The organism is Sorangium sp. So ce448 (assembly GCF_051520915.1).
Taxonomy (GTDB): Bacteria; Myxococcota_A; Polyangia; order Polyangiales; family Polyangiaceae; genus Sorangium; species Sorangium cellulosum_B.
This window is the reverse complement of sequence record NZ_CP150343.1, coordinates 1,356,835-1,383,049: the sequence shown is the minus strand read 5'-3', so window position 1 is coordinate 1,383,049 and position 26,215 is coordinate 1,356,835. Positions and strand designations below refer to the sequence as shown.

The 26,215-nt window shown below is 70.2% G+C and carries 17 protein-coding genes and 1 pseudogene; 13 read left to right on the top strand and 5 right to left on the bottom strand.

The window, feature by feature from the left end; genetic code table 11:
* Positions 1-395 precede the first annotated feature (395 nt).
* Positions 396-1,555, top strand: a pseudogene (locus tag WMF45_RS05055) (IS4 family transposase).
* A 365-nt stretch (positions 1,556-1,920) separates the two neighbouring features.
* On the opposite strand, the gene WMF45_RS05050 reads toward WMF45_RS05055, so the two are convergent.
* On the bottom strand, positions 1,921-4,392 hold the full coding sequence (locus WMF45_RS05050; RefSeq protein WP_437715825.1) for an ATP-dependent helicase: 2,472 nt from the start codon (positions 4,390-4,392) through the stop codon (positions 1,921-1,923).
* Between the two features lie 179 nt (positions 4,393-4,571).
* Here WMF45_RS05050 and WMF45_RS05045 point away from each other — a divergent pair, with 179 nt between their 5' ends.
* Together WMF45_RS05045 and WMF45_RS05040 are read left to right on the top strand one after the other, a co-directional pair.
* Entirely contained in the window at positions 4,572-6,869 is a 2,298-nt protein-coding gene (locus tag WMF45_RS05045) for a D-alanine--D-alanine ligase family protein (RefSeq protein WP_437715824.1), read from the top strand.
* Entirely contained in the window at positions 6,866-8,068 is a 1,203-nt protein-coding gene (locus tag WMF45_RS05040) for a P1 family peptidase (RefSeq protein WP_437715823.1), read from the top strand. Before WMF45_RS05045 ends, WMF45_RS05040 begins: the two co-directional genes overlap by 4 nt.
* Positions 8,069-8,227: 159 nt before the next feature.
* Here the strand turns inward: WMF45_RS05040 and WMF45_RS05035 are convergent, their stop codons facing one another.
* Positions 8,228-8,605, bottom strand: coding sequence for an STAS/SEC14 domain-containing protein (locus WMF45_RS05035; RefSeq protein ID WP_044963993.1), 378 nt, complete (start codon positions 8,603-8,605; stop codon positions 8,228-8,230).
* Positions 8,606-8,757: 152 nt separating this feature from the next.
* Complete coding sequence (locus WMF45_RS05030) at positions 8,758-9,999, bottom strand: glycosyltransferase (protein WP_437715822.1); 1,242 nt, start codon at positions 9,997-9,999, stop codon at positions 8,758-8,760.
* 181 nt (positions 10,000-10,180) lie between these two features.
* On the opposite strand from WMF45_RS05030, the gene WMF45_RS05025 reads away from it, so the two are divergent.
* The 5 genes from WMF45_RS05025 to WMF45_RS05005 all read left to right on the top strand — a co-directional run bounded on the left by WMF45_RS05025 (position 10,181) and on the right by WMF45_RS05005 (position 17,331).
* A complete protein-coding gene (locus tag WMF45_RS05025) occupies positions 10,181-11,269 on the top strand; it encodes a Gfo/Idh/MocA family protein (RefSeq protein ID WP_437715821.1) in 1,089 nt (362 codons plus the stop codon).
* The gene (locus WMF45_RS05020) at positions 11,266-12,276 is read left to right on the top strand and encodes an NAD-dependent epimerase/dehydratase family protein (protein ID WP_437715820.1); all 1,011 of its coding nucleotides are present in this window, start codon (positions 11,266-11,268) and stop codon (positions 12,274-12,276) included. The genes WMF45_RS05025 and WMF45_RS05020 overlap by 4 nt, the downstream gene beginning before the upstream one ends.
* Positions 12,273-14,753 carry a hypothetical protein gene (locus tag WMF45_RS05015; protein WP_437715819.1) on the top strand — a complete coding sequence of 827 codons (2,481 nt, stop codon included), beginning with the start codon at positions 12,273-12,275 and terminating at the stop codon, positions 14,751-14,753. Before WMF45_RS05020 ends, WMF45_RS05015 begins: the two co-directional genes overlap by 4 nt.
* 113 nt (positions 14,754-14,866) lie before the next feature.
* Positions 14,867-15,832, top strand: coding sequence for a hypothetical protein (locus WMF45_RS05010; protein WP_437715818.1), 966 nt, complete (start codon positions 14,867-14,869; stop codon positions 15,830-15,832).
* Positions 15,833-15,948: 116 nt separating this feature from the next.
* A complete protein-coding gene (locus tag WMF45_RS05005; RefSeq protein ID WP_437715817.1) occupies positions 15,949-17,331 on the top strand; it encodes an O-antigen ligase family protein in 1,383 nt (460 codons plus the stop codon).
* Positions 17,332-17,513: 182 nt separating this feature from the next.
* Here WMF45_RS05005 and WMF45_RS05000 read toward each other — a convergent pair whose 3' ends face one another.
* On the bottom strand, positions 17,514-18,245 hold the full coding sequence (locus WMF45_RS05000; protein ID WP_437715816.1) for a sugar transferase: 732 nt from the start codon (positions 18,243-18,245) through the stop codon (positions 17,514-17,516).
* A 65-nt stretch (positions 18,246-18,310) separates the two neighbouring features.
* Here WMF45_RS05000 and WMF45_RS04995 point away from each other — a divergent pair, with 65 nt between their 5' ends.
* The 5 genes from WMF45_RS04995 (at position 18,311) to WMF45_RS04975 (ending at position 24,443) form a co-directional block, all read left to right on the top strand.
* Positions 18,311-18,898 carry an ATP-binding protein gene (locus WMF45_RS04995; RefSeq protein WP_437327675.1) on the top strand — a complete coding sequence of 196 codons (588 nt, stop codon included), beginning with the start codon at positions 18,311-18,313 and terminating at the stop codon, positions 18,896-18,898.
* Positions 18,895-19,194: an STAS domain-containing protein gene (locus WMF45_RS04990; RefSeq protein ID WP_012233514.1), complete on the top strand. Its 300-nt coding sequence runs from the start codon at positions 18,895-18,897 to the stop codon at positions 19,192-19,194. The genes WMF45_RS04995 and WMF45_RS04990 overlap by 4 nt, the downstream gene beginning before the upstream one ends.
* 342 nt (positions 19,195-19,536) lie before the next feature.
* Positions 19,537-21,093 carry a GumC family protein gene (locus WMF45_RS04985; RefSeq protein WP_437715815.1) on the top strand — a complete coding sequence of 519 codons (1,557 nt, stop codon included), beginning with the start codon at positions 19,537-19,539 and terminating at the stop codon, positions 21,091-21,093.
* Positions 21,086-22,945: a hypothetical protein gene (locus WMF45_RS04980; RefSeq protein WP_437715814.1), complete on the top strand. Its 1,860-nt coding sequence runs from the start codon at positions 21,086-21,088 to the stop codon at positions 22,943-22,945. Before WMF45_RS04985 ends, WMF45_RS04980 begins: the two co-directional genes overlap by 8 nt.
* A gap of 88 nt (positions 22,946-23,033) precedes the next feature.
* On the top strand, positions 23,034-24,443 hold the full coding sequence (locus WMF45_RS04975; protein WP_437715813.1) for a hypothetical protein: 1,410 nt from the start codon (positions 23,034-23,036) through the stop codon (positions 24,441-24,443).
* A 51-nt stretch (positions 24,444-24,494) separates the two neighbouring features.
* Here WMF45_RS04975 and WMF45_RS04970 read toward each other — a convergent pair whose 3' ends face one another.
* Complete coding sequence (locus tag WMF45_RS04970; RefSeq protein ID WP_437715812.1) at positions 24,495-26,189, bottom strand: SpoIIE family protein phosphatase; 1,695 nt, start codon at positions 26,187-26,189, stop codon at positions 24,495-24,497.
* Positions 26,190-26,215: the final 26 nt, after the last annotated feature.

Genomic DNA, 26,215 nt, shown 5'->3' with positions numbered 1-26,215 from the left:
CTCCGGAGAGGAGCGAGCAAGACTCTCGGTAATCATCGTCAACCTCCTCGCGCGCGTGCGCCTGCGCGGAGGCTCGCTCCAGCTCGGCTTCACCTGAGGGATCCCCTCATTTCGTGACAAAATTTGGCGAAATTGATGGTCGCATAGAACCGCCTCATGGTCGGCGTGTGTAGGTTTATTGGCGACAGGAGTCACCAAAATCCTGCGCTTCATGGACCCCGAAGTGAAGAGTTGTGCCATGTGAGTGAGAAATCGTCGTCGCTGACCGGAATATACATTGGTAGGAGGCGACCAGCGAGCTTGGCACATGCGCCGTTGGTCCGAGCGACATCATGACGATTCTCGCGAAGAACGCACATAAGCCTGCCGCACATGACTCCGCGCCTGCGCCGTCTGTGCGGACCAGCCGTCCGACGGTCGACCCGAAGTACATCCAGACCTTCGGCGAGAATCTGTTCGGCGATGACCTGCACGCGATGCGCGTCCTGTCGCTCGCAAACGGTGTTTTCGGCGTCCTGCACGCGGCGGTGCTGGCCATCCATGCCATCGGCCAAGCGTATGCGAAGGTCGCAAATGTCAAACCGAAGAGTGGGGTCAAGCAGGTCGACCGGCTGCTGAGCAATACCGGCATCGACGTATTCCAATCCCTGAGATCGTGGGTAAAGTTCGTGATCGGGGTCCGCAAAGAGATCGTTATCGCGTTGGACTGGACGGACTTCGAGAAGGACGACCACACGACGCTCTGCGCCTACCTCGTGACACGGCATGGCCGTGCGACACCGCTGGCATGGAAAACCCGTAAAGAAGTCCGCCTTGAAAGGTACCCAGAAGGACCACGAATACGAGCTCATCGAGTGGCTCCACGGCGCCATTGACGAGTCTGTTGAGGTCGTTCTGCTCGCCGACCGGGGCTTCGGCGATCGCAAGCTCTACGACTTTTTGGAGTTCATCGGCAGGAACTTTGTCATCCGCTTCCGCGGGTGTATCACCGTCGAGAACGCGGTCGGGGAAGCGAGGCCCGCCGACGCGTGGGTGCCGGCGAGCCGCCGCGCCACGATGCTGCGCGAGGTGCGCGTCACGGGCGACCGCGCCAAGGTTCCAGCCGTCGTCCTTGTCTACGCGCCGAAGATGAAGGAGGCGTGGTGCCTGGCCACATCGCTTTCGGATCGCAAGGCGGGCGACATCGTCAAGCTCTACGGCAAGAGGTTCACGATCGAGGAGACGTTTCGAGACATCAAGGACAACCACTTCGGGATGGGCCTCTCCGCCACGCACATCCACAACGCCGGCCGGCGCGATCGCCTGCTGCTGCTCGCGGCCATCGCTCATGCGCTCTTGACGCTGCTCGGCGCTGCGAGCGAGGAAGCCGGCCTCGATCGGTATCTGAAGGTCAACACGGTCAAGCGCCGCACACACTCACTCTATCGCCAGGGACTCTACTTGGTACGACTGCATTCCCACCCTGCGCGAGGACTGGCTTCGGCCCCTCATGATTGCCTTCGACCGCATCGTCCGGGAGCACGCCGTCTTCCGCGAGATCTTCGGCATTATTTGAGGGGATTCCCCAGCGCTCGCACCCCAAGTATCAGCGAGCCGTCGAGCCCACGCGCCGGATGCGCGCCCTGCTGGAGACATGGGAGTTCAGCCTCGACGTCCCCGAGCCCATCGTGAGCGTCGCGCGCGCGTGGCTCGCGGCCTACGAAACTCCCGAGCCGCCCGAAGGCTGGGACCAGTGGCATGGTCCCGAAGAGATGCCCCCCCAAGTCGAGCTTCCTGAGCACCCCTCGCGAGGCGGCCCATAAGACCAGCCTTCCACCCGCTGTCCTGCGGCGAACACCATCGTCATCCCGCCTGGACCGCTCCGTTATCCAGCCGGAGCGCCGCGCCCCAGGGCCTCCCCGCCGTCCAGCGCCCCCCTTCTCACGGCCCGGCGCGCAGGAACGCCACCTTGATCCGCTTCTTCCCCCACCCGGAGAACTTCACTGTCGCGATCGGATCCGCCCCGGGATCCACGCTCTCGACCACGCCCGGCCCGAACCGCTCGTGGTACACCCGCGTCCCGCGCCGCAACGCGAGCCCCTCGCCGCCCTCGGCGCCCGTATCGACGGCCTCCCGCTCGACATACCGCTCGCCCGGCGCCCGGTCGGGGACGTCCATGCCGCGCGCCGTCGCCCCCCTCGCCGGCTCGCCCTCCCGCGAGAACCGCGCCCCCGCGAACCGCTCGTCCGCCTGCGCCCCGGGCCTCCGCTCGCGGCCCTCCCAGGAGCGCTCCTGCCGCTCCTGCCCGCCGAACCGGAGCCCGGGCGCGGCGTACCCGCCGCCCCCGCCGAAGCCTCCCTCGACCCGGCGCTGCGCCATCATGCTGGCGGGCGTCGCGATCGGGCGCACCGAGGCCGGCGGCAGATCCGCGAGGAAGCGGCTCGGCAAGCCGTAACGCGTCTGGCCGAAGATCGCCCGCCGCGCCGCGTGCGTGATCCAGAGCCGCTCGCGCGCCCGCGTGATCGCGACGTAGGCCAGCCGGCGCTCCTCCTCGATGTCGCCCTTGCGGTTCGGATCCTGGCTCCGGAACGGGAACAGGTCCTCCTCCATGCCGGTCAGGAACACCGCGTGGAACTCCAGCCCCTTCGCGGCGTGGATCGTCATCATCGCCACCTTGGGCACGTCCGCGAGCGCGTCGACGTCCGACACGAGGCTCACCCGCTCCAGGTAGCCCGCGAGCGTCGCCTCGTCGCCCGCGGCGGTCGCCTCCTGCTCGTAGTCGACGAGCGACTGCACGAGCTCGCGCAAGTTCTGGAGCCGCGCCTCCGACTCGACGCTGTCCTCCTGCTCGAGCGCCTTGGCGTAGCCCGACCGCGCGAGCACCTCCTCCGCCAGCGCGCTCGGCGACACGCTCTTCGCCTCGGTCATGAGCCCGTGGATCAGATCGCGGAAGCCGAGCAGGCTGCGCTTCGCCGCCGATGCGAGCGGCGGCAGCTGGCCCCCCGGCATCGCCGACGGCGGCACCCGCCCCTCCAGGAGCGGATCGATCGCCTCGAACAGCGACACCCCCAGCAGGTCCGCCGCCTGGATGAGCTTGTCGACCGTGCTCTGGCCGATCTTGCGGGCGGGCACGTTGATGATGCGGTTGAGATCCACGTCGCTCTTGGGGTTCGCGATCACGCGGAGGTACGAGAGCAGGTTCTTCACCTCCGCCCGCTCGAAGAAGCGCGTGCCCCCGATGATCTGGTACGGGATGCGCGCCTCGCGCAGCACCTCCTCGAGCACGCGCGACTGCGCGTGGATCCGGTAGAACACCGCGATCTCGTTCGGCGAGACGCCCTCCGCGATGAGCGCGCGCACGCACTCGACAACCCACGCCGCCTCGTCGTGCTCGCTGTCCGCCGCCACCACGTCGATCGGCGTGCCGTCCTGGTTCGCCGTCCAGAGCTCCTTCGGCTCGCGATCCGACGCGTGGCGGATCACGCCGAGCGCGCCCCGCACGACGTGCCCGATGGAGCGGTAGTTCTGCTCGAGCTTCACCACCGTCGCGTGCGGAAAATCGCGCCGGAAGCCGCGGACGATCCGGACGTCCGCGCCGCGCCAGCGGTAGATGCTCTGGTCGTCGTCGCCGACCACGCAGAGGTTGTCGTGGCTCTTGCAGAACGCCCGGACGAGCCGGTACTGCACCTGGTTCACGTCCTGGAACTCGTCCACGAGCACGTGCCGGAAGCGCCCCCGGAGATCCTCGCCGGCGTAGCTCGTCGGGTCCTCCGCGATGCGCAGCACGGCGAGCAGCAGGTCGTCGAAGTCCACCGCGCTCGCCGCCTTGAGGTGCCGCTCGTACGCCTCGAAGCACCGCGCGATCGCGTCGTCGAAGTAGCCCTTCCGCTCGAACTCGGCGGGCCCCCGCCCCTCCTGCTTCTCCGCGTGGATGCGCGAGAGCACCTGGCGGGGCGGATAGCGCCGATCGTCGAGGTTGAGCTCCTTGAGCACGCGGTTCATGACCGCCCGCTGATCGTCGTCGTCGTAAATGACGAAGTTCTTGTCGAGCCCGGCCGCCTCGTGGTGCCGGCGCAACAGGCGCGCGCACACCGCGTGGAACGTGCCCACCCAGAGGTCCTTCACGATGTCGGCCCCGATGAGCCCCTCCAGCCGGCGCTTCATCTCGGTCGCCGCCTTGTTCGTGAACGTCACCGCCAGGATCCGGTAGGGCGGGACACGGTGCGTGACGATGAGGTTCGCGATCCGGTACACGATGACGCGGGTCTTGCCGCTCCCCGCGCCGGCGAAGATGAGGAGCGGCCCCGCCGCGTGGCTGGCCGCGCGCGCCTGCGGCTCGTTCAGCTCCTCGTAAAGGAGGCCAGGCTCGGGCGGCGGAGAGCGGTCGGCGTCGTGTGCGGCGAAACGATCCACACGGGGTCGCTAGCACGACCTCCGCGCGAGCGGGAGCCCGCCGAGCCCCGGAGCCCCCGGCGGCGCTCTCCTGCTTTTTCCCCGGCAAATCACGCCTGCTGGCCGTAATCTCGCACGCGCGTGCGCCTCCGGCAGAGCACCGGGGAGCCGCGGCCCGGACGACCGGCACAGGAGAGACCATGCGCATCGCGCTCACGCACAACCTGAAGATCACGAGCTCCGCCGAGGAAGCCGAGTTCGACAGCCCGGAGACGATCGCCGCCATCGCCGGCGCGCTCGAGCGAGCCGGGCACGAGGTCGAGCGGATCGAGGTCAGCGGGCCGGCCTCCCGGGTCCTCGCCCGGCTCGAGGCGCTCCAGCCGGACCTCATCTTCAACACCGCCGAGGGCCACAAGGGCAAGACGCGCGAGGCGTTCTATCCGTCGCTCTTCGACGAGCTCGGCATCCCGTACACCGGCTCCGACGCCTACGCGCTGAACGTCGCGCTCGACAAGTCGCTCACGAAGCGCGTCCTCGCGAGCTACGGCGTCGCCACCCCGCGCGCCCGCCTCGTCAACCGGACGACCCTGGACAGCGGCGCGCTCGACGACGTGAGCTTCCCCGTCATCGTGAAGCCGAATTTCGAGGGCTCCTCCAAGGGCATCTTCCGGGAGTGGAGCGTCTGCGAGGACGCGCACCACCTCGCCGAGGTCGTCGAGCGGCAGCTCGCGCGCTTCGAGGCCGGCCTGCTCGTCGAGCACTACATCGCCGGCATCGACGTCGCGTGCGCCTTCGTCGACGGCCTCAAGGACGCGAGCGGCGCGCGCTCGAGCGGCACCGGCATCCCCGAGGGCGTCCTCACCCCGATCGAGTTCGTGATCGATCCCCAGGTGCCGGGCAGCTACAACGTCTACGACTTCAACCTGAAGCACGCGAAGCCCGAGCAGGTCACGCGCCGGCCCGCGCAGCTGCCCGCGGCCACGATCGAGCGCATCCGGGCCATCACGGCGCGCATCGTGCGCGCCCTGGACCTCAAGGATCACGCCCGCTGCGAGTTCCGGGTCACGCCGTCCCCCTCGCGCAGCCAGGGCCACGACGTCCACTTCCTCGAGGTCGACGGGCTGCCCACCCTCCAGCCGGGCGCCAGCGTCTTCGTCGCGGCGGCGCAGCGCGGCGTCGACTTCGACGGCGTGATCCGGGCCATCGTGAGGAGCGCCTGCAAGCGGCGGGGGCTCCTGCCGCTCCTGGAGAGCAACCAGCCGCGCCGGGCGAAGCGGACCGCGCTCCGCGTCGGCTTCACCTACAACATGAAGCGGAGCGACACGGCGGCGGCCGACAAGGCGGGCCCCGGCGCGGCGCACGACCTGGAGGCCGAGTTCGACTCGCCGCGCACGATCCAGGCGATCACGAGCGCCATCGAGAGCTACGGCCACACCGTGGTCCCGCTCGAGGCGACCCCGGACCTGCCGCGCGCGCTCGCGGCATCCGGGGTCGACGTCGTCTTCAACATCGCCGAGGGGCTCCGCGGCCGCGGCCGCGAGGCGCAGGTCCCGGCGCTCTGCGAGCTGCTCGGCATCCCGTACAGCGGCTCGGACGCGACGACGCTCTCGCTCGCCCTCGACAAGGGCCTCACGAAGCAGATCCTGCGGGCGGCCGGCATCGAGACGGCCGAGTGGCAGGTGGTCACGACCGGGCGCGAGAAGCTGAAGCCGTTCCGCTACCCGGTGATCGTGAAGCCCAACGCCGAGGGGACCTCGAAGGGGATCACCTCGGCGTCCGTCGTCAAGGACGAGGCCGCCGCGCGCGCCGCGGCGAAGCAGCTGGTCGATCGCTACCACCAGCCGGCCCTCATCGAGGAGTACATCACGGGCCGCGAGTTCACCGTCGGCCTGCTCGGCGAGCGGCGGCCGAAGGTGCTGCCGCCGATGGAGGTCGTCTTCGTCGACCCGCCCACCTACCCCGTCTACGGCTACGACGAGAAGCAATCGGACACGCCGCGCGTGCGCTTCGAGTGCCCCGCGCAGCTCACGCCGTCGGAGCTCCGCCGCGTCGAGAAGGTCGTGCGCGACACGTTCGCGGCCCTCGGGTGCCGCGACGTGGCCCGGGTCGATCTGCGCATGGCGAAGGACGGCAGGGTGTACGTCATCGAGATCAACCCGCTGCCTGGCCTGACGCCCGACTTCAGCGATCTCTGCGTGATCGCGAAGGTGGCGGGGATGGATTACCGGATGCTGATCGGCGAGATCCTGGCCGGCTGCCTCAAGCGCCACCGCGACGCCCGGGCCGCCGCGACGCCGCGGCCCGCGTTCACCGCGGCGGCGCCTGCGGCGGGCGCGGCCGCGCCCTCCGCGAGCGCGGCGGGCGCCTCGCCGGCCGCCGATCCGGGCCTGCTGGCCGCGCCCGGCCCGTCGCTCGCCGTGCCCGCGCCGCTCCCGGTGGAGACCGCGCCCCTCTCCGACACGGTCTCCGTCGCGAGCGGCGAGGTCGCCGGCCCATGAGCGCGCCCTCGACCGCGCTCAGGCGCCCTCGGCTGCGCGATCTCGGCGTCGCGATCGGCCGCTTTCCGACCGGTCCGGAGAACGCGATCACGGACGTCCCCGGGGTGCGGGTCCACCACGTGACCAAGATCGAGGGCGAAGGCGAGCTCGTCCCCGGCCTCGGCCCGGTGCGCACGGGCGTGACCGCGGTCGTCCCGGCCGACGGCGACGTCTTCCTCGATCGGGTGTTCACCGCGAGCTACGTGCTCAACGGCGCGGGCGAGGTGACCGGCCTCTCGCAGATCAACGAGTGGGGCCTCTGCGAGACGCCGATCCTGCTCTGCAGCACGCTCTGCGTCGGCCGCGTCCTCGACGCGACCGTCGCGTGGCTCTCGCGCAAGCACCCCAAGATCGGCAAGGACTACGACGTCGTGATCCCGGTCGTCGCCGAGTGCGACGACAGCTTCCTCAACGATGCCGTGGGGCGCCACGTGGCGCAGGCCGACGTCGACGAGGCGATCGACAACGCCCGGGGTGGCCCCGTGGCCGAGGGGTGCGTCGGCGCCGGCACGGGCATGCAGACGTTCCACTTCGCGGGCGGGATCGGCACCTCGAGCCGGTCGGTCCCCGTCGGCGGGGTCGACGCCCTCGTGGGGGCGCTCGTGCTGTCGAACTTCGGCGATCGCGAGCTGCTCCGCGTCGATGGGGTCCCGGTCGGGCGGCTCATCAGCGACCGCTTCAACCATGTCCCGCGGCGGGGCCCCGCCGGCTCGATCATCGTGCTCGTCGCCACCGACGCCCCGCTCATCCATCGTCAGCTCGCGCGCCTCGCGCGGCGCGCCGCGCTCGCGATCGGCCGGACCGGCGGGTATGCGGCCAACAACTCGGGCGAGATCGTCCTCGCCTGGAGCACCGCGAACCGGGTGCCTCGCGTCGCCACGGAGCAGTGGAGCGCCCCCCGGTCGAGCCGCTCGCTCAGCGTGCATCCCCTGGCGCCGGGCCGGCACATGGCCGAGCTCGTCCTCGACACCGAGGTCGACGCGCTCTACGAGGCCACCGTCGACGTGGTGGAGGAGGCCATCCTCAACGCGATGTTCGCCGGCGTCGACATGACCGGCCACAGCGGACACCACGCCCCGGCCCTGCCGCTGGACGCCGTTGCCGAGATCCTGAAGCGCTACCGCCCCCCGCACCCCTCCGACCCACCGCCTCTCTTCTAGCGCCCCCGCCCCCTTCTCTCTGGCAAAAGCCCCGCCGAGCGGCGGTCACCCGCACAGGAGACGGGCCCAGATCGGCGTTTTCGGCGCGGAAGCGCACTCAGGTGCGCTGAGCACCGAAAACGCCGAGATGGGCCCGTATCCGAAGCGGGTGCCCGCCGCTCATTCGGGATCACCGTGGAGGAGCCACTCGTGGGCTGCGTCCTCGTCCCAGAAGCGCCGGAGGACCTTGTCCGTGCCGCTCTCGCGCGCCACGCGGTTCAGCTGGAGCGCGACGATGTCGCTCTCGATGATCTCGGCGACGCGCATCACCCCGAGCTCCAGGCCGAACTCCTGGACGGCGCGGATCTTCTCCGCCACGTCGGGGGACATCGGCCTGAACCCGCGGACATCGGCCTTGATCTTGATCCCCCGGCCCTGGAGGCTCTCGCACGCCTTCCTCAGCTCGCTGACGAAGTTCTCCATCTCCTCGAGGCGGACACGCCCCTCGAGGACGAAATCCACCATGGCGATGTTCCGGTCGACTTTGATCTCGAACACGTTGAGAGACCTCCTGCCAGTTCCCGAAGGGGCGGGATGGGGCCGCGTGATCATACCCCGGATCGCGCAAGGACGCGCCTAGGGATCGCGACGCTCACGCGGCAGCGACGCTGGCCGTCGGCCGTGGGAAGCCCGGGCTGGGTCGCCGCCCTTCAGGCCGCGCGCGGCTCGCCGACGCGCGACTTGCCCTGTCCGCGCCGCACGGCGATCGCCTGCTCGTAGATGGTCTCGTACCGCGAGAGCAGCGTGGGCCACTGGCGCTCCTTGAGGATCCACGCCCGCGCGTTCTTGCCGACCTGCTCGAGGCGCGCCGGGTCCTTGAGCGCCTCCACACACCGCTTCGTGAGGTCGGCGCTGTCGCCCGCCTTGAAGACAAACCCGGTCTCCCCATAACGGACGAGCTCCCCCATGGCCGCGACGTCGCTCACCATCACGGGCCGGGCCATCGCCATCGCCTCGAGCGGCTTCAGCGGCGTCGTGAGCTCGGTCGTCCGGGTCCGGATGCGGGGATACACGAGCAGGCTCGCCATCGCGTAGATGTTGAACACCTCGTCGTGCGGCACGCGCCCGGTGAAGGTCACCTTGGACTCCACCCCTCGCTCGCGGGCGAACGCCTTGAGCTCCATCTCCTGGCCGCCGGCCCCTGTGATCACGACGTGCGCGTCCGGGATCTCCCGCGCGATGTCGCCGATCGCCGCGATGAGCGTCTGGAGCCCCTCGTACGGCTGGAAGGTGCCGACGTAGCCGATGAGCTTCTTCCCCGCGAGCCCGAAGCGCTCCCAGGCGCCGGGCGGGGCCTCCCGCGGCGCGAACTTGTCCGAGTCGACGCCGTTGCCCACGACGTGGAGCGCGTCCGTGCTGCGCACCCGCGGCGCGACAGCGTTCTTCAGCGCCTCGCAGATCGTCACCGTCGCGTCAGCGTACTTGTAGACGATCGTCTCGAGGCCGGCCGCGATCTTGTAAGGCGGCGAGTCCTCTTTGAATTTGCCCCGGTCGACGGAGGCGTTCTCCCAGAGGTCGCGCACCTCGTAGACGAGCGGCAACCCGAAGCGGCGCGCCGCCGCGAGCGCCGGCAGCCCGACGAGCATAGGCGAGTGCGCGTGCACGAGATCGGGCTGAAACTCCCGGATCGCGTCCTCGACGCGCGCCTCCAGCGCCCGCACGAGCTGGAGCTCCCTGACCAGCGGCAGCTTCTTGCCGGTAGGCTCGCGCGTCCGCCAGTACGAGATGCCGCCGATCTCGTCCCTCAGCGCATCCCCGGACCCTTGCTGCCCCGACGTCACCACCGCCGGCCGCATCCCGTGCTCGGCCTGGTGCTTGATGATGTAGTCGCTGCGGATCGTGTACCCCGCAATGACAGGCAGCGACGTATGAAGAACATGGAGCACGCGCACGAATCACCACCCTTCTTTATGCTGCGCCGCGCAGCCTACCCGAGGCCGCCGCGACCGTCATCAAGCTCCTCCTCGCCCGTCCACGCGCGCGCGGGGTGGAGCTTGGACGCGTCCGCGCTGACCGCGGGCCGGCCGAGAGCCTAGCTCTCGGCTGCCACGTTGCGGTACGCTCCGCCGCCGCATGACCCTCAAAATCGCGATCGTCGGCTGCGGCAAGATCGCCGACGGCCACATAGAAGAGATCCAGAAGATGCCGGAGCGGGCTCGGGTCGTCGCCGTATGCGACCTCGAGCTCCTGATGGCCGAGCAGATCGCGGTGCGCTACGGCATCCCGAGCCACTACGACTCGTTCGACCGGATGCTCGACGTCGAGAAGCCCGACGTCGTCCACATCACCACCCCTCCGCAGTCTCACCTGTTCCTCGCCAGGCGCGCCATCGAGGCGGGCGCCCACGTCTACGTGGAGAAGCCGACTGCGCTGAACCTCGCGGACGTGCGGCGCCTCATCGAGCTCTGCACCGCCGCCGGGAAGAAGATGACCGTCGGCTGGGAGTACCAGTTCGATCCCCCGGCCGTCGAGATGCGCAGGCTCGTCGGCGACGGCGTGATCGGCGATCCCGTCCACGTGGAGAGCTGCTTCGGCTACAACCTCGCCGGCCCCTTCGGCGCGGCGCTCCTCGGCGACGGCTCGCACTGGGTCCATCGCCTCCCGGGCAAGCTGTTCCACAACAACGTCGATCACCTGCTGAACAAGATCGTCGAGTTCGTGGACGACGAGCAGCCGAAGGTCACCGCGACCGCCTACGCGCTCCGGGAGAAGCGGTTCGGCGACTCGCGCGACGACATGCTCGACGAGCTCCGCGTCACGGTGCAGGGCGCGCGCGTCAGCGCCTACGGGACCTTCTCGTCGCACGCGCGGCCGCCCGGGCACTTCCTCCGCATCTACGGCACGAAGAACACGCTCCACGTCGACTTCACGAGCCGCACGGTCACCCTCGACGCGTCGCCGAAGCTCCCGAGCGCCATAGGGCGCGTCGTCCCGGCCTTCGATCAGGCCCTCTCGTACCTCCGCGAGGGGGGCAAGAACGTGGTGCGGTTCGCCCACAGCGACTTCCACTTCTTCTCGGGGATGAACCGCCTGTTCGGGCTCTTCTACGACAGCATCACGCGGGGCGCGGAGCTGCCCATCTCGTACCGGGACATGATCCGGGTCGCGTGGATGATGGATGAGATCTTCCGGCAGGTCCCGCAGGAGAAGGCGCGCACATGAAAGTCCTTGTCACCGGCTCGAACGGCTTCCTCGGATCGGCCCTCGTCGACCGGCTGCTCGCCCACGGCGAGACCGACCTCCGCTGCCTTGTCCGCCCCGCGAGCAACCGCGCGCGGCTCGACGAGATCGAGAAGCGGCGGGGCGTCCCCCTCGACATCGCGGTGGGCTCCCTCGCCACGAAGGAGGCCGCCGAGCGCGCGGTCGAGGGCGTGGACGTCGTCTACCACGTGGCCGCGGCCATGGGCGGCGCGCCCGCGGACATGTTCCTGAGCACCGTCGTCGCCTCGAAGAACCTGCTCGAGGCGCTCGTCCACACCGGCCGTTCGCCGCGCGTCGTCCTGGTCAGCTCCTTCGGCGTCTACGGCGTCGCCGACCTCCCGCGGGGGTACATCGTCGACGAGAACACGCCCCTGGAGACGCGGCCCGCGCAGCGCGATCTCTACTCGCAGGCGAAGCTCCGGCAGGAGAAGCTCTTCTGGGAGTACCAGGGGCGCTACGGCTTCCCGCTGACGGTGCTCCGCCCCGGCGTCATCTACGGCCCCGGCGGCAACGCCTTCTCCAGCCGCGTCGGGATGAGCCTCTTCGGCGTGTTCCTGCACCTCGGCGGCCGCAACATCCTGCCGCTCTCGTACGTCGACAACTGCGCGGAGGCGATCGCCGTCGCCGGCCGGAGCGACGTCGCGCGGGGGCAGGTCTACAACGTCCACGACGACGACCTGCCCACGGCCGACGTCTACCTCGCCCGCTACAAGCGCGAGGTGAAGCCGATCCGCTCGCTCACGGTCCCCTACTTCGCCCTCACCGGGATATCGAAGCTCGTCGAGCGATACCACGCCTACTCGAAGGGGCAGCTGCCCGCCATCTTCACGCCCTACAAGAGCGCGACCTCGTGGAAGGGGAACCGGTTCGACAACACGAAGCTGAAGGCGCTCGGGTGGAAGCAGCTGGTCTCCACGGAGGAGGGCCTCCAGCGGACGTTCACGTACCTCAAGGAACGCGCGACATGACGGGTCGGCCGTCGCTCGCGTCGCTCGCGTCGATCGGGCTCGCGCTCGGCCTCGCGGGTCTCCTCGGCGGCTGCGACCGGCGGCAGACCCCGGGGCCCCCGGCGGTCCACAGCGGCGCGGGCACCCAGCCCGCCACCGCGACCGCGGCCCTCGCGGTCGAGGCGCCGCGCTTCGACGCGCCGGCCGCGCCGCCGGCCACGCCGGCCAAGGGGCACCCCCGGCTCTGGGTGCGCGCGGCCGATCTGCCGAAGCTCCGGGCGCGCGCCACGCAGGCGAACCCCCTGTTCAAGGAGCTCGCCGCCGTGACGGCCGAGGCCGCGGCGGCGATGGACAAGGGCAACATCCCCTCGGAGGGCGACTGCACCCACGCCCGCACCTACTGCGAGGCGCACGCGGAGCTGTTCGCCTTCATGTCGCTCGTCTCGAGCGACGAGGCGGCCCGCAACGACCACGCCGCCCGCGCGCGCAAGATCCTGCTCTACATCGTCGATCGCGTGAACAAGGGGGATCCGCAGGATCCCTTCGTCCGCAGGTTCTCGACCGGCGACCGCGCCCGCTGGGCCGGCGAGTCGTTCGGCCTCACGGTCGACTGGATCTACGGGTACCTCTCGGCCCAGGACAAGGCGGCGATACGGCCCGTCTTCCTCCGCTGGGCGGAGGATCAGCTGAAGTCGTCGACGACGAGCCACGATCACCCCGAGCCCGTGGGCAAGCTGAACGACCCGGCGATGCTGAAGGAGCCGAAGAAGCGCAGGTACGCCCTGAACAACTACTTCACGTCGCACATGCGCAACCTGACGCTCCTGTCGCTCGCGTTCGACGAGGCCGACGATCCGCCGGATCCGAAGCCGAGCGGCACCTACCCGCGGCTCAGGGACTACTTCGCCAACGTCGCCGGGGCGTGGCTCTACATGACCGACAGCGTCCTGCGGAACGACGCGCGCGGCGGCGCGCCGCCGGAGGGCTTCCAGTACGGCCCCGCGACGCTGGCCTACGTGAGCGAGACGCTGCTCGCCATCCAGACGGCCGGCGAGGCCGATCCGGCGAAGTGGGGCCCGCAGGTGCACCTCGACGGCAACCCGTTCTGGCACGAGTTCATCCCGGCCCACCTCCACGGCCTGAGCCCCGCCACGCCGGCGGGCCGGATCGGGCCGACCCACGAGGCCGCGTGGACGGGCGACGGAGAGCGCTACGAGTACACGGATCACATCGACCCGTTCGCGGCGCTCGGCCTCCACGCCGAGAACAGCGGCAACGCCGAGCGCCTGAACGCGCTGCGCTGGATGGCCATCCACGCCGGCCCGGGGGGCGCCGCCGCCCTCGCGCGGCGCGCCCGCTCGCAGCTCGGCCAGGTCCACAAGCGCCACTCGATCATGTACTTCCTCCTGCTCGACCCGGCGGTCACCCCGACCGACCCGCGCCCCTCCATGCCGCTCACGCACTACGGCCCCGGCCTCGGCCAGGTCTTCGCGAGGACGAGCTGGGGGCCCGAGGCCACGTGGCTCCACTTCCAGCTCGGCTGGGAGCACATCGACCACCAGCACGGCGACGGCCTCAGCTTCGGCTTTTACCGCGGCGGCGAGTGGCTCACGAAGGAGCGCGTCGGGTACGGCGCCTTCATGGGGAGCTCCGATCAGCACAACACCCTCACGGTCGAGAACGACAAGAACCGCCGCCACGACGACCCGAACCGCGGCGAGCTCTGGCGGCGCGGGTCCCAGTGGCCGCTCGTGCACACGGGCGATCCCAGGGTGCTCGCGAAGAGCTTCGCGCAGGACTACGTCTACGTCCTCGGCGACGCGACCCCGCTCTACAACTCCGAGTACGAGAACATCCGCGACGTCACGCACGTCAGCCGCGCGCTCGTGTGGCTCAAGCCGGACCACCTCGTGCTCTACGACCGCGCCGCCACGGGCAAGGACGGGCGCTTCAAGCGCTTCTTCGTGCAAACGCCGAGCGCGGCGCAGGTCACGGGGAAGCTCGCGACGGCCACGACCGCGAAGGGGCAGAAGCTCTTCGTGACCACGCTCCTGCCGGAGAGCGCCGTCATGGTGGCCGAGCCGTACAAGCCGACGGGCACCTGGGAGACCAAGCCGGCCGAGAACGAGCAGATGCTCGCGACCCTGCGGGTCGAGCCGCCCGCCCCGATGCCGAAGGACACGCGCTTCCTGCACGTGCTCCAGGGCGCGGCCGGCAACGCGACGGCGGATCCGGTGACGCTCGTGCGCACGAAGCGCGGGACGCCGTTCGCTGGCGCGGCGGTGAAGGGCACGCTGGTCCTGTTCCCGGTCGAGCTGGGCGCCGTGTCCGAGGTGCAGTTCACCTCGCTCCCTGGCGTGGCGAAGCACGTCGTCACGGGGTTCTCCCCCGGCGCGTCCTACGACGTGATCAGGAAGCCCGCGGGCGGCGGCGACGAGATCACGATCCGCGCCGGCTCGGCCGCCAAGGCCGACGAGGGCGGCGTCCTCGCCTTCTGAGCGCCGTGTCGCAAACGGCAAATGCGACGATGACGCCCTCCGCGCCCGCTTGTCCTCGGCGTGGCGCGCTGCAATAATCCATTCTCCTCGCCCACGTCTTGTACGGAGATGCCATGAGCAAGAAGCGACTCGTCTCTGCCGGCGCATTCCTCGTCGCGCTGGGCGCCCTGTTCATTCCCATCGAGGGCACGGCGCCGGCCGCGACCCGCCCCATCGCGAAGGCCGGCTCGCTCGACCTGTCCGGCTTCGCGAGCGCCCGGCCCGATACCCCGCTGGATCTCCTGTTCATCCATCACTCGTGCGGCGGCCAGCTCCTCACGGAGACGGGCGCCGAGAAGGAGAAGGCGTCGTGCGTCTACGAGGCGCACCCGAACGGAGGCGGGCTCAAGAGGAAGCTCACAGAGCAGGGCTACCGCGTCCACGAGGCCTCCTACGGCAGCGAGATCGGCGAGAACACCGACCTCTTCGACTGGGCGCCCAAGTTCCGCGACAAGATGGACAAGGTGCTCCGGGTCGCGCTGAACGACCAGATGCACCCGGACGGCGTGGTGAACCGGATCGTCGTCTTCAAGTCCTGTTATCCCAACAACCGCTTCGTCGGCGAGGGCTCCGCCCCCGGCAACCCGGCCGGCCCGGAGCTCACCGTCTGGAACGCGAAGGCCACGCTGGCGTCCATCCTGCCCGACCTCGCGAAGCGGAAGGACACGCTGTTCGTCTACGTCACCGCCCCCGCCAACATCCTCAAACGCTCGAAGGATCCCGCCTGGAAGTGGACCGCGAAGCGGCTCCTCGGGAAGCCCTCCGACGCCGAGATCGCGCAGCGCCAGGCGGATCTCGCCCGCTCGTTCAACAACTGGGTCAAGTCCCCCGACGGCTGGCTCAGCGGCTATCCGGAGAAGAACGTCGTCGTCTTCGACTACTACGATGTGCTCACGAACAAGGGCGAGTCCAACTTCTCCCTGCACGGCTCGGAGGGGAACACCGACCACCACCCCTCGAGCGCGGGCAACGCGAGGGCCGCGGATGAGTTCGTCCCGTTCCTGAACCAGGCCGTGCGCCGCGTGGGCCTCAGCACGTAGCCACGAGGGCCCGGCAACCACGCCGGAGGGAGCGAGCGCAAGTCGCTTGACGCGAGCCGCGATCCTCCGGAACGTCCCCCACCACCCGAACGGCGTCTCCGCCGAGGACCCTCGACATGCTCGCGCTCCCCGGGGTCATCCTTCTCATCGTCTTCATCTACGGCAGGCCTCAGGAGTGGGACGAGCGCTTCGAGAGCCTGCCGTTCCTGTACCTCTGGCTCGGCCTCGCCTTCATGGGCATGGGCCTCGATCTCGCCATGGGCAAGGTCAGGCTGAAGGCGACCCCGCAGCTCCGGTGGGCCATCGTCGTCTACCTCTGGTGCGTGCTCACGCTGGGCTTCCGGAACCCTGGCGAGTTCTCCGAGGGCTTCGTCTCGATCAGCGTGACGTTCGTGCTCTTCTTCCTGATCGGGCACAGCACCGACGGCTTCAAGGGCTTCCAGAAGCTCGCCTCCACCGTGCTCGTCATGGGCCTCTTCGTGGCGGGCGTCGCTGTGCACCAGGGGTTCTCCTCGTATCAGTGCCTGGCGATCGCCCAGACCATCGGAGGCTCGCGCGGCGAGTCGGGCATCCCCGACGGCCGGTCCTGCGAGCTCCGCGTGGACTGCCGCGAGGGGCCGGGCGCCGATCCCGAGGTCGAGTACCTGTGCGAGCGCGTCGGCCTCTTCAAGACGACGACGATCAACGGCCGCGTGCGCTGGCGCGGCGTGCTCCAGGATCCGAACGAGCTCGCGCTCACGTCGGGCATCGTGCTGCCGTTCAGCTTCGCGATGTTCGAGCAGAAGCGCTCCTTCCTGCGCGCGCTCCTCGTCTTCGGGTCGCTCCTCCTGATCGCGACCGCGATCATCCTCACGCAGTCCCGGGGCGGCCAGCTCGTCTTCGCGACGGTGCTGGGCGTCTACTTCGTCAAGAAGTACGGCGTCCGCGGCGCGATCTTCGGCGCGATCTGCGCGGCGCCGCTCATGATGCTCGGCGGCCGCGGCGGCGACGAGGCGGACGAGTCGGCGGGCGAGCGCACGGAGATCCTGTCCGAGGGCCTGAAGATCTACCGCATGTTCCCGCTGATGGGCGCGGGCTACCGCCAGTTCACGGAGCACCACTGGCTCACGGCGCACAACGCGTACCTGCTCGCGCTCGCGGAGCTCGGCCCGCTCGGGATGTTCGCGTGGACGGCGATGATCTACCTCACGCTCAAGATCTCGCTGGTCGCGCTCAACCGCTACGAGCACGGCGCGCAGTTCGCGCCGATCCGGGCCTGGGCCATGGGGATGCTCGCCGGGTTCTGCGGGATGATGGTGGGGATCTTCTTCCTCTCGTTCACCTACCACTACGTGCTCTGGATCTACTTCGGCCTCGCGGGCGCGTTTTACTGCGCCGTCAAGAGCGTCGATCCCTCTTTCTCGATCCAGCTCGAGAAGCGCGATGTGTACCGGCTCATCCTCGCCAACATCGGCCTGGTAATCGCGCTGACCCTGTACACGAAGTCAAAGGGCCACTGAGGCTCTCGCGCCTCCGCGCGGGATGCGTGTGGACGAGCCGTCTGACGCTCGGCGCGACGGCGTCCAGGGCGCGAGGGTGGGCGCCAGCGTCCGGGGCGCAAGGCTGCGCGCCGCGCCGGCCGTCTGGGACGCGAGAGCGGACGGCGCAGGACGTCTGGCGCCGGCGCGCGGGGCGCCCGGGCTCAGCGCCCGAGGCCGAGGATCATCACGAGAGGCGTCTTCACGATGATCGAGAGCTCCATCTGCAGGAATGTCGTGAGCTTCTCGAGCGATGCGGCGTACGCGAGATCGAAGAGCAGCTTCATCCGCATGTCGTCGGCCTCGGCCCCCTCCGCCTCCTCGAGGCCGAACGGGTTCGTCAGCGTCGCCTCGAACGCGGCGACCTCGCTCTCCGCCGGGGCGCGTCCGGTATACCCGAGCGACACCTGCGCGAGCCCGGTGATGCCCGGCTTGATGTCGCGCATCCGCTCCTCGAAGAAGGGAATGGCGAGCGCGAGGTTGACGAGCAGCTCGGGGCGCTCCGGGCGCGGCCCCACGATGCTCATGTCGCCCATGAGCACGCTCCAGAACTGCGGGATCTCATCGAGGCGCGTCTTGCGCAGGAAGCGGCCGACCCGGGTGATGCGCGGGTCGTCCTGCTGGGCGAGCACGGCTCCCGTCAATTTCTCGGCATCCACGCGCATGGAACGAAATTTGCGCATGTGGAATTCGACGAAGCGCGGATAGGCCACGCCGTCCCGTACTTCCGTGCCGATGAGCATCCCGGCACGGCGCTGCATGTAGAAGATCGGCCCGGGCGACTCGATGTAGATGGCCGCGCCGATGAGAGGGTAGAGCGGGAGGGTCAGCGTGAGACCCACGAGCGAGCCCGCGATGTCGATCGCACGTTTCGCTACACGAACGCCAGGTGTCACTGTTTACCTTGTGGCTCCCATAGTCGAGAACGTGGTAGGGTACAAGCTCGGATGGAGGTTTGGGCGTGATCCGACTCCGCGTACCAGGTTCGTTGACCTATCGCCACCTCGCCCTCCGCGTGGTGGCGGCCGCATGCAAGATGGCCGCGCCTGGGAGGGTCGAGGGCGGGTCGCCCGGCCTCACCCAGGAGGATTTCGAGGACCAGACCGTCTCGGCGTTCGGCGAGGCGTTCAACAACATCGCGATTCACGGATACCGCGCTGGCCCGCCGGGCGACGTCGACATCGAGATCGAATCCGACGCGGACGGCATTATCATCCGCTTGATGGACACGGGATGCAGCTTCGATCCCGCGGCCATCGACAACCCTCCCATCGACGACCTCCCCGAGTCTGGGATGGGGCTCTTCATCATCAAGTCGTTCATGGATGAGGTCGACTACTGTCCCGGCAGTCCGAATGTCCTCCGTCTTGTGAAACGGAGGGAGGGCAGCTCGTGTATTGCCGGCGACGGGGGTGAAGGCAGCAGCGAACAAGAGCATTCCGACGCCGATTTCGCCGGGGCGACAGGGCATCGGACGAGCAGTTTTCGAATGCGGAGCGTCTCCCGCTCGGGCGCGACCCGCGCCGCAGGGGGAATCAAAATCCAATGAGCTATACGCGGACCGATAACGGCAGTGAGACGGTCGTTCAGTTCGAGGGGACCCTCGACGCAGTGACCGCACCGGAGTTCAGGACATTGGTGGACGAGCTGGTGGCCGAGAACCGGCAGAACATCACGCTCGAGCTCTCGTCCCTCCGGCTGATCGACAGCTCGGGCGTCGGCGTCATCGTCTCGCTGTTCAAGCGGGTACGGGCCAACGGCGGCCAGGTGCGCATCGTCGGGCTGAGGGATCAGCCGCGCGCGATCTTCCGCCTGCTGCGCCTCGATCGGGTGTTCCCCACGTGACGCTCGGTGGCGGCGCGCGCGCCGCCACCCCGGCCCCCCGGCCCACCCGTCGACAACGGCTGCGGCGGCAGCGCCGCGCGGCAAGTGTCGCGCGGACGGTGCTGAGCGGCTGGAGTCGCCCGGACGGTGCCCCCCGTCGCCGCGGCGCTGGTTCCGCGTGCTGCACGCACTGGGGGCGTGTTAGGCGTGGGGTTGCGCGCGGCGGGCACGCGGCGGGCACAGCCGAGTGCAACAAGCTGGCGCTCGCGCGTCGCACGTCTACCATAGCCAACCAGCCTGCCAGACCGGGGTGCGCGTCCTCCGGATCGGGCGGAGCAAGGCAACCTTCGAGGAGCGGGGACCATGGACAAGAAGATGAACCAGCAGCTCCCCGGGCCTACCCCGCCCCAGGAGGCGCTCGGGGCGATCCCCGCCGACGCAGCGGCGCGGCCTGCAGGTCCGCAGCCGCCCAGCGTCAGCGCGATGATCAACCGGACGCTGGCGCACTGGTACGTGGCGGTGCTGGTCGCGATCGCGGGGCTCGGGTTCACGGTGCTCGTCGTGCAGTCGAGGAAGCCCGCGTACCGCTCCGAGACCGTGATCTTCTACCGCGAGGGCGTCAAGGCGACGTACCTCGGGCCCGACGGGCCCGACCCGCTCCGCACCCTCTCCGCGCGGCTCAAGGAGACGCTGCTCGCGCGCTCCAACCTCGAGAAGGTCGTGACGGAGTTCAACCTCTTCCCCGACGTCCTCGAGAAGCGGGGCATGGTCGACGCGGTCGATCGGCTCCGCGCCAAGATCACCTTCAAGGCCCGCTCGCAGGACACCTTCGCGATCTCGGCCGAAGGAGAGACGCGCGAGCAGGCGCAGGAGGTGACGCAGCGGCTCGCGGACATCCTCGTCGAGGAGACGACCCGCATGCGCAGGTCGCAGGCGAAGCTGACGAACGAGTTCCTCGACGCCGAGCTGAAGCGCGCCGAGCAGGACGTCGAGAAGGCCGAGACCGAGCTCGCGGCGTTCCTGGCCGAGCACCCCGAGTTCGCCACCGAGCAGAACTCGCCCGGCGGCGCGCAGGGCGGCGCCGCCATCCGCGAGCGAGAGCGGCGCGCCACCGGGACCGACCCGACGCTCGAGGCGCTCGAGCGGCAGGTGCCCCGCCTGCGCAGCCGGCTCACCGGCAAGCCGGAGCAGCCGGCGGTGAGCGCCGCCGGGGTGCCCTCCCCCGCGCTCACCCGGCAGCGGGATCAGGCCGAGCAGGAGCTCGCCACAGCGCGGCGGGATCTGGCCGACAAGCAGTCCCGCTTCACCGAGCAGCACCCCGACGTCCGGGCGGCGGCGGCCCGCGTGACCAACGCCGAGGCGGCGCTGCGGCGCGCCGAGCAGGCGCTCGTCCTGCCGCCGGAGCCGGTGGTGGAGGTCCCCGCGACCGACGAGGCCGAGAAGGCGAAGATCAAGTCCCAGCTCGCCGCTCTCGAGCGGGAGATCGCGGCGCGCAGGGGCGCGAAGAAGGGCAACGCGGCCGACGCGAGCGAGGCGGCGAAGCAGATCATCAACACCGAGACCGACTGGTCGCGGCTCAGCCGCGAGAAGGTGCGCGCGCAGCAGCGCCTCTCGGACCTCGAGGGCAAGTCGTTCCGCGCGGAGATCGCCGCGAGCTCGGAGCAGGGCGGCTACTCGGCGCAGATCGAGGTGCTCGACCCGGCGTACCGGCCGAGCGCACCGTCGAGCCCGTCGCGGTTGATCATCGCCATCGGCGGGCTGTTCTTGTCCGTCGCGGCCGGCATCGCGGCCGCCGCGGCGCGTGGCATCGTGTTCGACGATCGGGTTTACGACATGGAAGATATCGATCGAATGGCGCTCGCTTCGGTGCTCGTCGTCGTACCGCCCGCCGCGCGCGCGCCCCGAGGGCGCCGTGGCTGAGACAGGCGGAGCTGAGCCGGGAAAGCCCCCGCCGGTCGCTTCCCTCGAGCGGGCGCTCGATCAGGTCTGCGATTTCCTGAGTCGCGCTGAGCAGACCGCGCGGGTCCGCGCCCTCGTCATCGAGGCGCGCCGGCTCCGCAACGTGGTCGGGAACTGGCGCTCGATCGCGCCGGATCCGGACGTGCGCGAGGAGATGATCGCCCGCGTCCTGCGCCTCGCGAACGACGCGGAGGACGTGGTCTCGGCGGAGCGGCCGAGCTCCAGCCAGGACGACCCGAGCGCCGCGTTCGACTCGCCGACCATCCGGCAAGATCTGCCCCCGCCGCCGCAGCACCCGCAGGCGATGGGGCTGCGCCTCGGCGCCGCCCAGGCGCCGGGCGCTCACCCCGGCGCGCAGCAGCCGCTCAGGGGGCCGTCGCCAGCGACGGCGCTCTTCCTCGGGGGTCCCGCGGCGGACCACGGCGAGAACCGCGCGCATCTGGGTACCGCGACGGTGCTCGGCATGCCCGCGCCGGCGCTGCCGCCCGGCCCCGAGCGGCAAGGCTCATCCCCCGCGATCGCGCGTGTCGTCGATCTGAGCGCGACGCTGAGCAGCCCTGGGCTCGTGTCGAGCGGCGGGAGGCCGGGCAGCTCGCCGGCGCTGCCGGTGCCGATCGAGCGGGTCATCGCCTCGCCATCGCGCGACGTGGGGGTCCGGGACGCGTCGGCGCCCCCCGGGGGAGCGCCGTCCCTCGAGCGATCGTTCAGCGGCGCGTTCCCCTCGCCTCCTTCGCTCGTCTTCGATCGCGTGGTGCCGCCCGCGGCGCGCGAGGTGACGGTGCGCGAGGTGCCGCAGCCGCATCAGCAGCAGCCGCAGCAGCAGCCGCCGCCCGAGCGGCCGATCGAGCGCTCGCTCACCAGCACGTTCAGCTCGCCGCCCTCCCTGATCTTCAACCGCGTGGTGTCGACCCCGGCGCACCAGGCCGTGGACGCGAAGCTGCAGTCGCTGGATCCGACGTTCGAGGAGCCGCCGTCGCTGCACATCGAGCAGCTGCGCTCCCTGCCCACCACACCGGAGAACGCCGGGTTGCTCCCGGAGGAGTCGCTGCGTGGCCCGGGCGAGATCACCGTGCGCCCCGTGCCGATGCCGGACGCCGTCGATCCGAACATCGTGATGCTCCGCGCGCCCTACTCGCCCCAGGCCGACGCGTACCGGACGCTCCGGCGCAAGCTGCCGACGGGCTCGGGGATCACCATCGCCGTGACGAGCGCGGGGCCGGGCGAGGGCAAGACGTCGTGCGCCATCAACCTCGCGCTCGCGCTCCGCGAGACCGTCCGCGGGAAGATCCTCCTCGTCGAGGCGAACATCCGCAAGCCCGGCATCGCGAAGGCGCTGCGGTTCGAGCCCCCGAGCTGCTTCACGGAGCAGCTCCAGCGCCACGTCAACGACCGGTTCGCGCCCTGGGTCGTCGTCGATCAGGCGGCGCCCGCCGTGACGCCGGGCGACGACGGCGGCGAGTCGTCGTCGGACAGGAACGCCGCGCCGATGGGCGGCAGGTCGCCCGACGCGAGGCTCGCCCTCCAGACGCCCGTTCACATCCTGGCCGTCGACCCGCGCACGGAGCGGCCGCCGATCTTCGACGGGGTGGCGTTCTCGACCGCGATCGAGAGCCTCAAGCGCGCTGGCTACTCGTACATCATCATCGACACGCCGCCGGTGCTCGGCAGCATGGACCTGAACGTCATCGGCGACTCGGTGGACGGCGTGATCCTGACCTCGCTGGTCAAGAAGTCGACCCGCAAGGCGATCCGCCAGGCCATCGAGCAGCTCCGGCCGGCGCCCATCCTCGGTGTCGTCCTTCTCGACGCCTGAACGGCCGGCGCGCGGCGCTCGCCTCCTTGCGCCGAAAGGTCGGGGAGGCGTAGCCGAGCGCCGGCTCCATTGTTACCTTGCAGCCCTCATGCGCTCCGGACGAGGTATTGCGGTCGCGGCCTTCGGCTGCGCGATCCTCACCCACCACGGCGCCCGGGCGCAGGACGCAACCCTCCACGGCGTCTTCACCGGGTCGATCGGCGTCACCGACAACGTGACCTCCGCGGCCGAGCCCCCTGCCGGGCCCGGTCCCGACGCCGACGGCCTCGCGACCGCGAGCCCCGGCCTGATCTTCACCTACACGACGCCGCGGACCGCGCAGACGCTGTCCTACACGTTCTCGACGAGCCTCTTCTTCCGGCACTCGGAGGCGAGCTCGTACTCGAACGTGGCCGCGTGGTCCGGCCGCTTCGTCACCTCGCCGAGGACCTCGGTGACGCTGGGGGCGTCCGGGTCGCAAGGCCAGCTCAACACGTTCCAGCTCGAGCAGACGCCGGGGACCACGACGCTCCAGGGCAACGCGGGCGGGACGACGAACTTCGTGCAGGGCTCGTTCAACGAGGGGTTCTCGTTCCAGCCCTCGCCGGTCTGGTCGCTCGGGCAGGCGGCGACGTTCGCCGTCTACAACCCGCTCCTGGATCGCCCGCAGCGCACGTACAGCGTGACGAACACGCTGAACGCGAGCCGAAGCTTCCGCCACGACGTCGCGGCCCTCGCGCTCTCGGTCGGCTACACCCATTTCGACAACGTTCCGGTCACCGACACCGATCCCACGACCGAAGACACGTACACGTCGCGCGACCAGCTCCTCAGCACGCTCGTGGCGAGCTGGCAGCACGACCTCGGGCGTCGCTTCTCGAGCCAGCTCGACCTCGGCGGGGTCGTCGCGACGGACCTGGCGGGCGGCGCCGGGTCGCTCGTGCGCCCGAGCGGGCTCGCGGCGCTGCGCTACTTGCACGAGCGGGGCGACGCCGCCGAGCTCGCGTACACCTATGCGGCCACGCCGAACGTCTTCCTGCAGCAGATCCAGCTCTCCCACATGCTGACGCTCCGCGCCGCCGTGCCCATCCGCCCCGCCTGGCACCTGTCGGTCGAGGGCTCGGCCAGCGCGCAGCTCTCGCAACCTCTCGAGACGAACGCGGAGGGTGACCTCGACACGGGGCCGACGACGCTCGCGGTGCTCACCGACGTCGGGCTGCTCTGGAGCCCCGTCATCGTTATCCCCGATTTCGCGCTCGCGCTCCGGTACCAGCACGCGAACCAGCGCACCGAGGCGAGGACGGCGGAGCTCCCCGACACGCGCGTCGTCCGGAACACGCTCCTCCTGTCCGTGTCGGGCGCGTTCCCGCGTCAGATGGCGCCGGGCTCGCGCATCTCGATGACCCAGCCGTTCGGCTCGGCAGGCCCTTCCGGCACGCCGCGCCGGGAGCCGACGCCGAGCGAGCCGCTGGAGGGCGAGGCGCCGGCGTCGGCTGGCGCGGGCGACGCCGCTCGCTGAGCGCGGCGGGGCGCGCTCAGGGGCTCCGCCGGGCGGCCGCCTGCGGCGCGCTCAGGTGCGCCGGGCGAGGAGGAAGGCCCTGTCGTCCTCGGGCAGCTGGTCGCCGCGGAACTCCTCGAGCATGTGCGTGAGCTTGTCGGCGATCGACGCGACCGGGCGGCCAGCGCTGGTGGCGCAGAGCTTGGCGAAGCCGGTGCCGAGCGCGTGCAGGCCGAGCATCTGCTTCGACGAGTTGCGCAGCTCGGTGAGCCCGTCGGTGTACATCGCGAGCACCTCGCCCGGCGCGAGCACGCTCTGGTGCGCCTCCATCGGCACCAGGCCGACCCCGAGCGCCGGGTTGACGGCCGCCTGGAGGTGCCGCAGTCCGCCCTCCGCGGTCGCCACCAGCGCCGGCGGGTGCCCTGCGTTGACGCACTCCATGCGGCCCGTCGCGGGGTCGAGGGCGACGGCCACCATCGTGACGAACGAGTGCTCCGGCAGGTACTCGCAGAGGTAGGCGTTCAGCCGGTCCATCATGCCCGTGATCCCGCGGCCGGCGTCGACCGTCGCGCGCACCATCGTGTGGACGCTCGAGCCGATGAGCGCGGCCTGGAGCCCCTTGCCGCAGACGTCCGCCACGGCGAGCATGATGCGGCCGTCCGGCATCGGGACGATGTCCACGTAGTCGCCCCCGACCCACCGGCACGGCTCGAAGCCGAGCGCCACGTCCAGCGCCTTGAACTCCAGCCGCTTCGGGACGAAGGTCCGCTGGATCTGGTGCGCCATCTCGAGCTCGCGCTCGATCGCCGCGTGCGCCTGCGCGTGGCGCCGCGCCTCCCAGGCCGACTCGGCCTGCTGATAGACCTCCGCCGCGAGCGCGATGAGCCCGAGCCACTCGACGCTGCCGAAGTCGGGCGGCAGGGTCACGTAGAGCAGGTTCATCATCTGCTCCTCGACGCGCAGCGGACAGGCCACGACCCAGAGGGCCATGACGTCGCGCGACATCGTGAGCTCGACCGTGGCGCTGTCGCTCACCAGGTTGCCGGCCAGCACCGGCTCGCGCGTGTCCTGCACCGCCGCGAGCACGCGGCGCGAGATGTACGGCGGGGCGACGGAGTCCTCGCGCCGGAGCGACTGGAACGGGCGGTGCGGCCCGGACAGGATCGTCAGCGCGCCGTTCTGCCGGAGCCGAAGCGCGAGCGCCATGCTGCCGTGGAAGTCCTCTCGGACCATCAGCTGGCAGAGCGCGTCGAACCGATCCGTCGCGTCCTCGATGCTGAGGAGCCGCCGCGACAGGTCCATCAAGGTGAACAGGTGCTTCGCCGCGATCCGCGGCGGGTCGAGCTCGCCGAGCTTGCGGATCGCGGTCGGTTTGTCCTCCTCGAAATGGAGGCCGCCCGGGTCGATCGGCACGCGCGGGGACCGCGCCGTGAGCTGGAACTCGAGGATATAGTCGCCGATCCCGATGCGATCGCCCGGCTTCAGCACCTTCTCGTTGATCCGCTCGTCGTTGACGAGCGTTCCGTTGGTGCTGCCGAGGTCGCGGATCCACCACCGGCCGAACGGATCGCAGAAGAGCTCCGCGTGGCGCCGTGAGACCGTGTAGTGGTCGAGCGTGAGCTGCACGCCCGGCGCCCTGCCGATGACGATGTGGGACTCCGTCAGCGGCCGTCGCGTCCCCGGGAGATCACCGAGCCGGATCTCCAGGTGGCCCTTCCAATCCGAGCTCGACGGCGCAGGGCCCAGGCTGTCATCTGCAGGCGACATCGTTCGACCTGGCCCGACCATGGGCG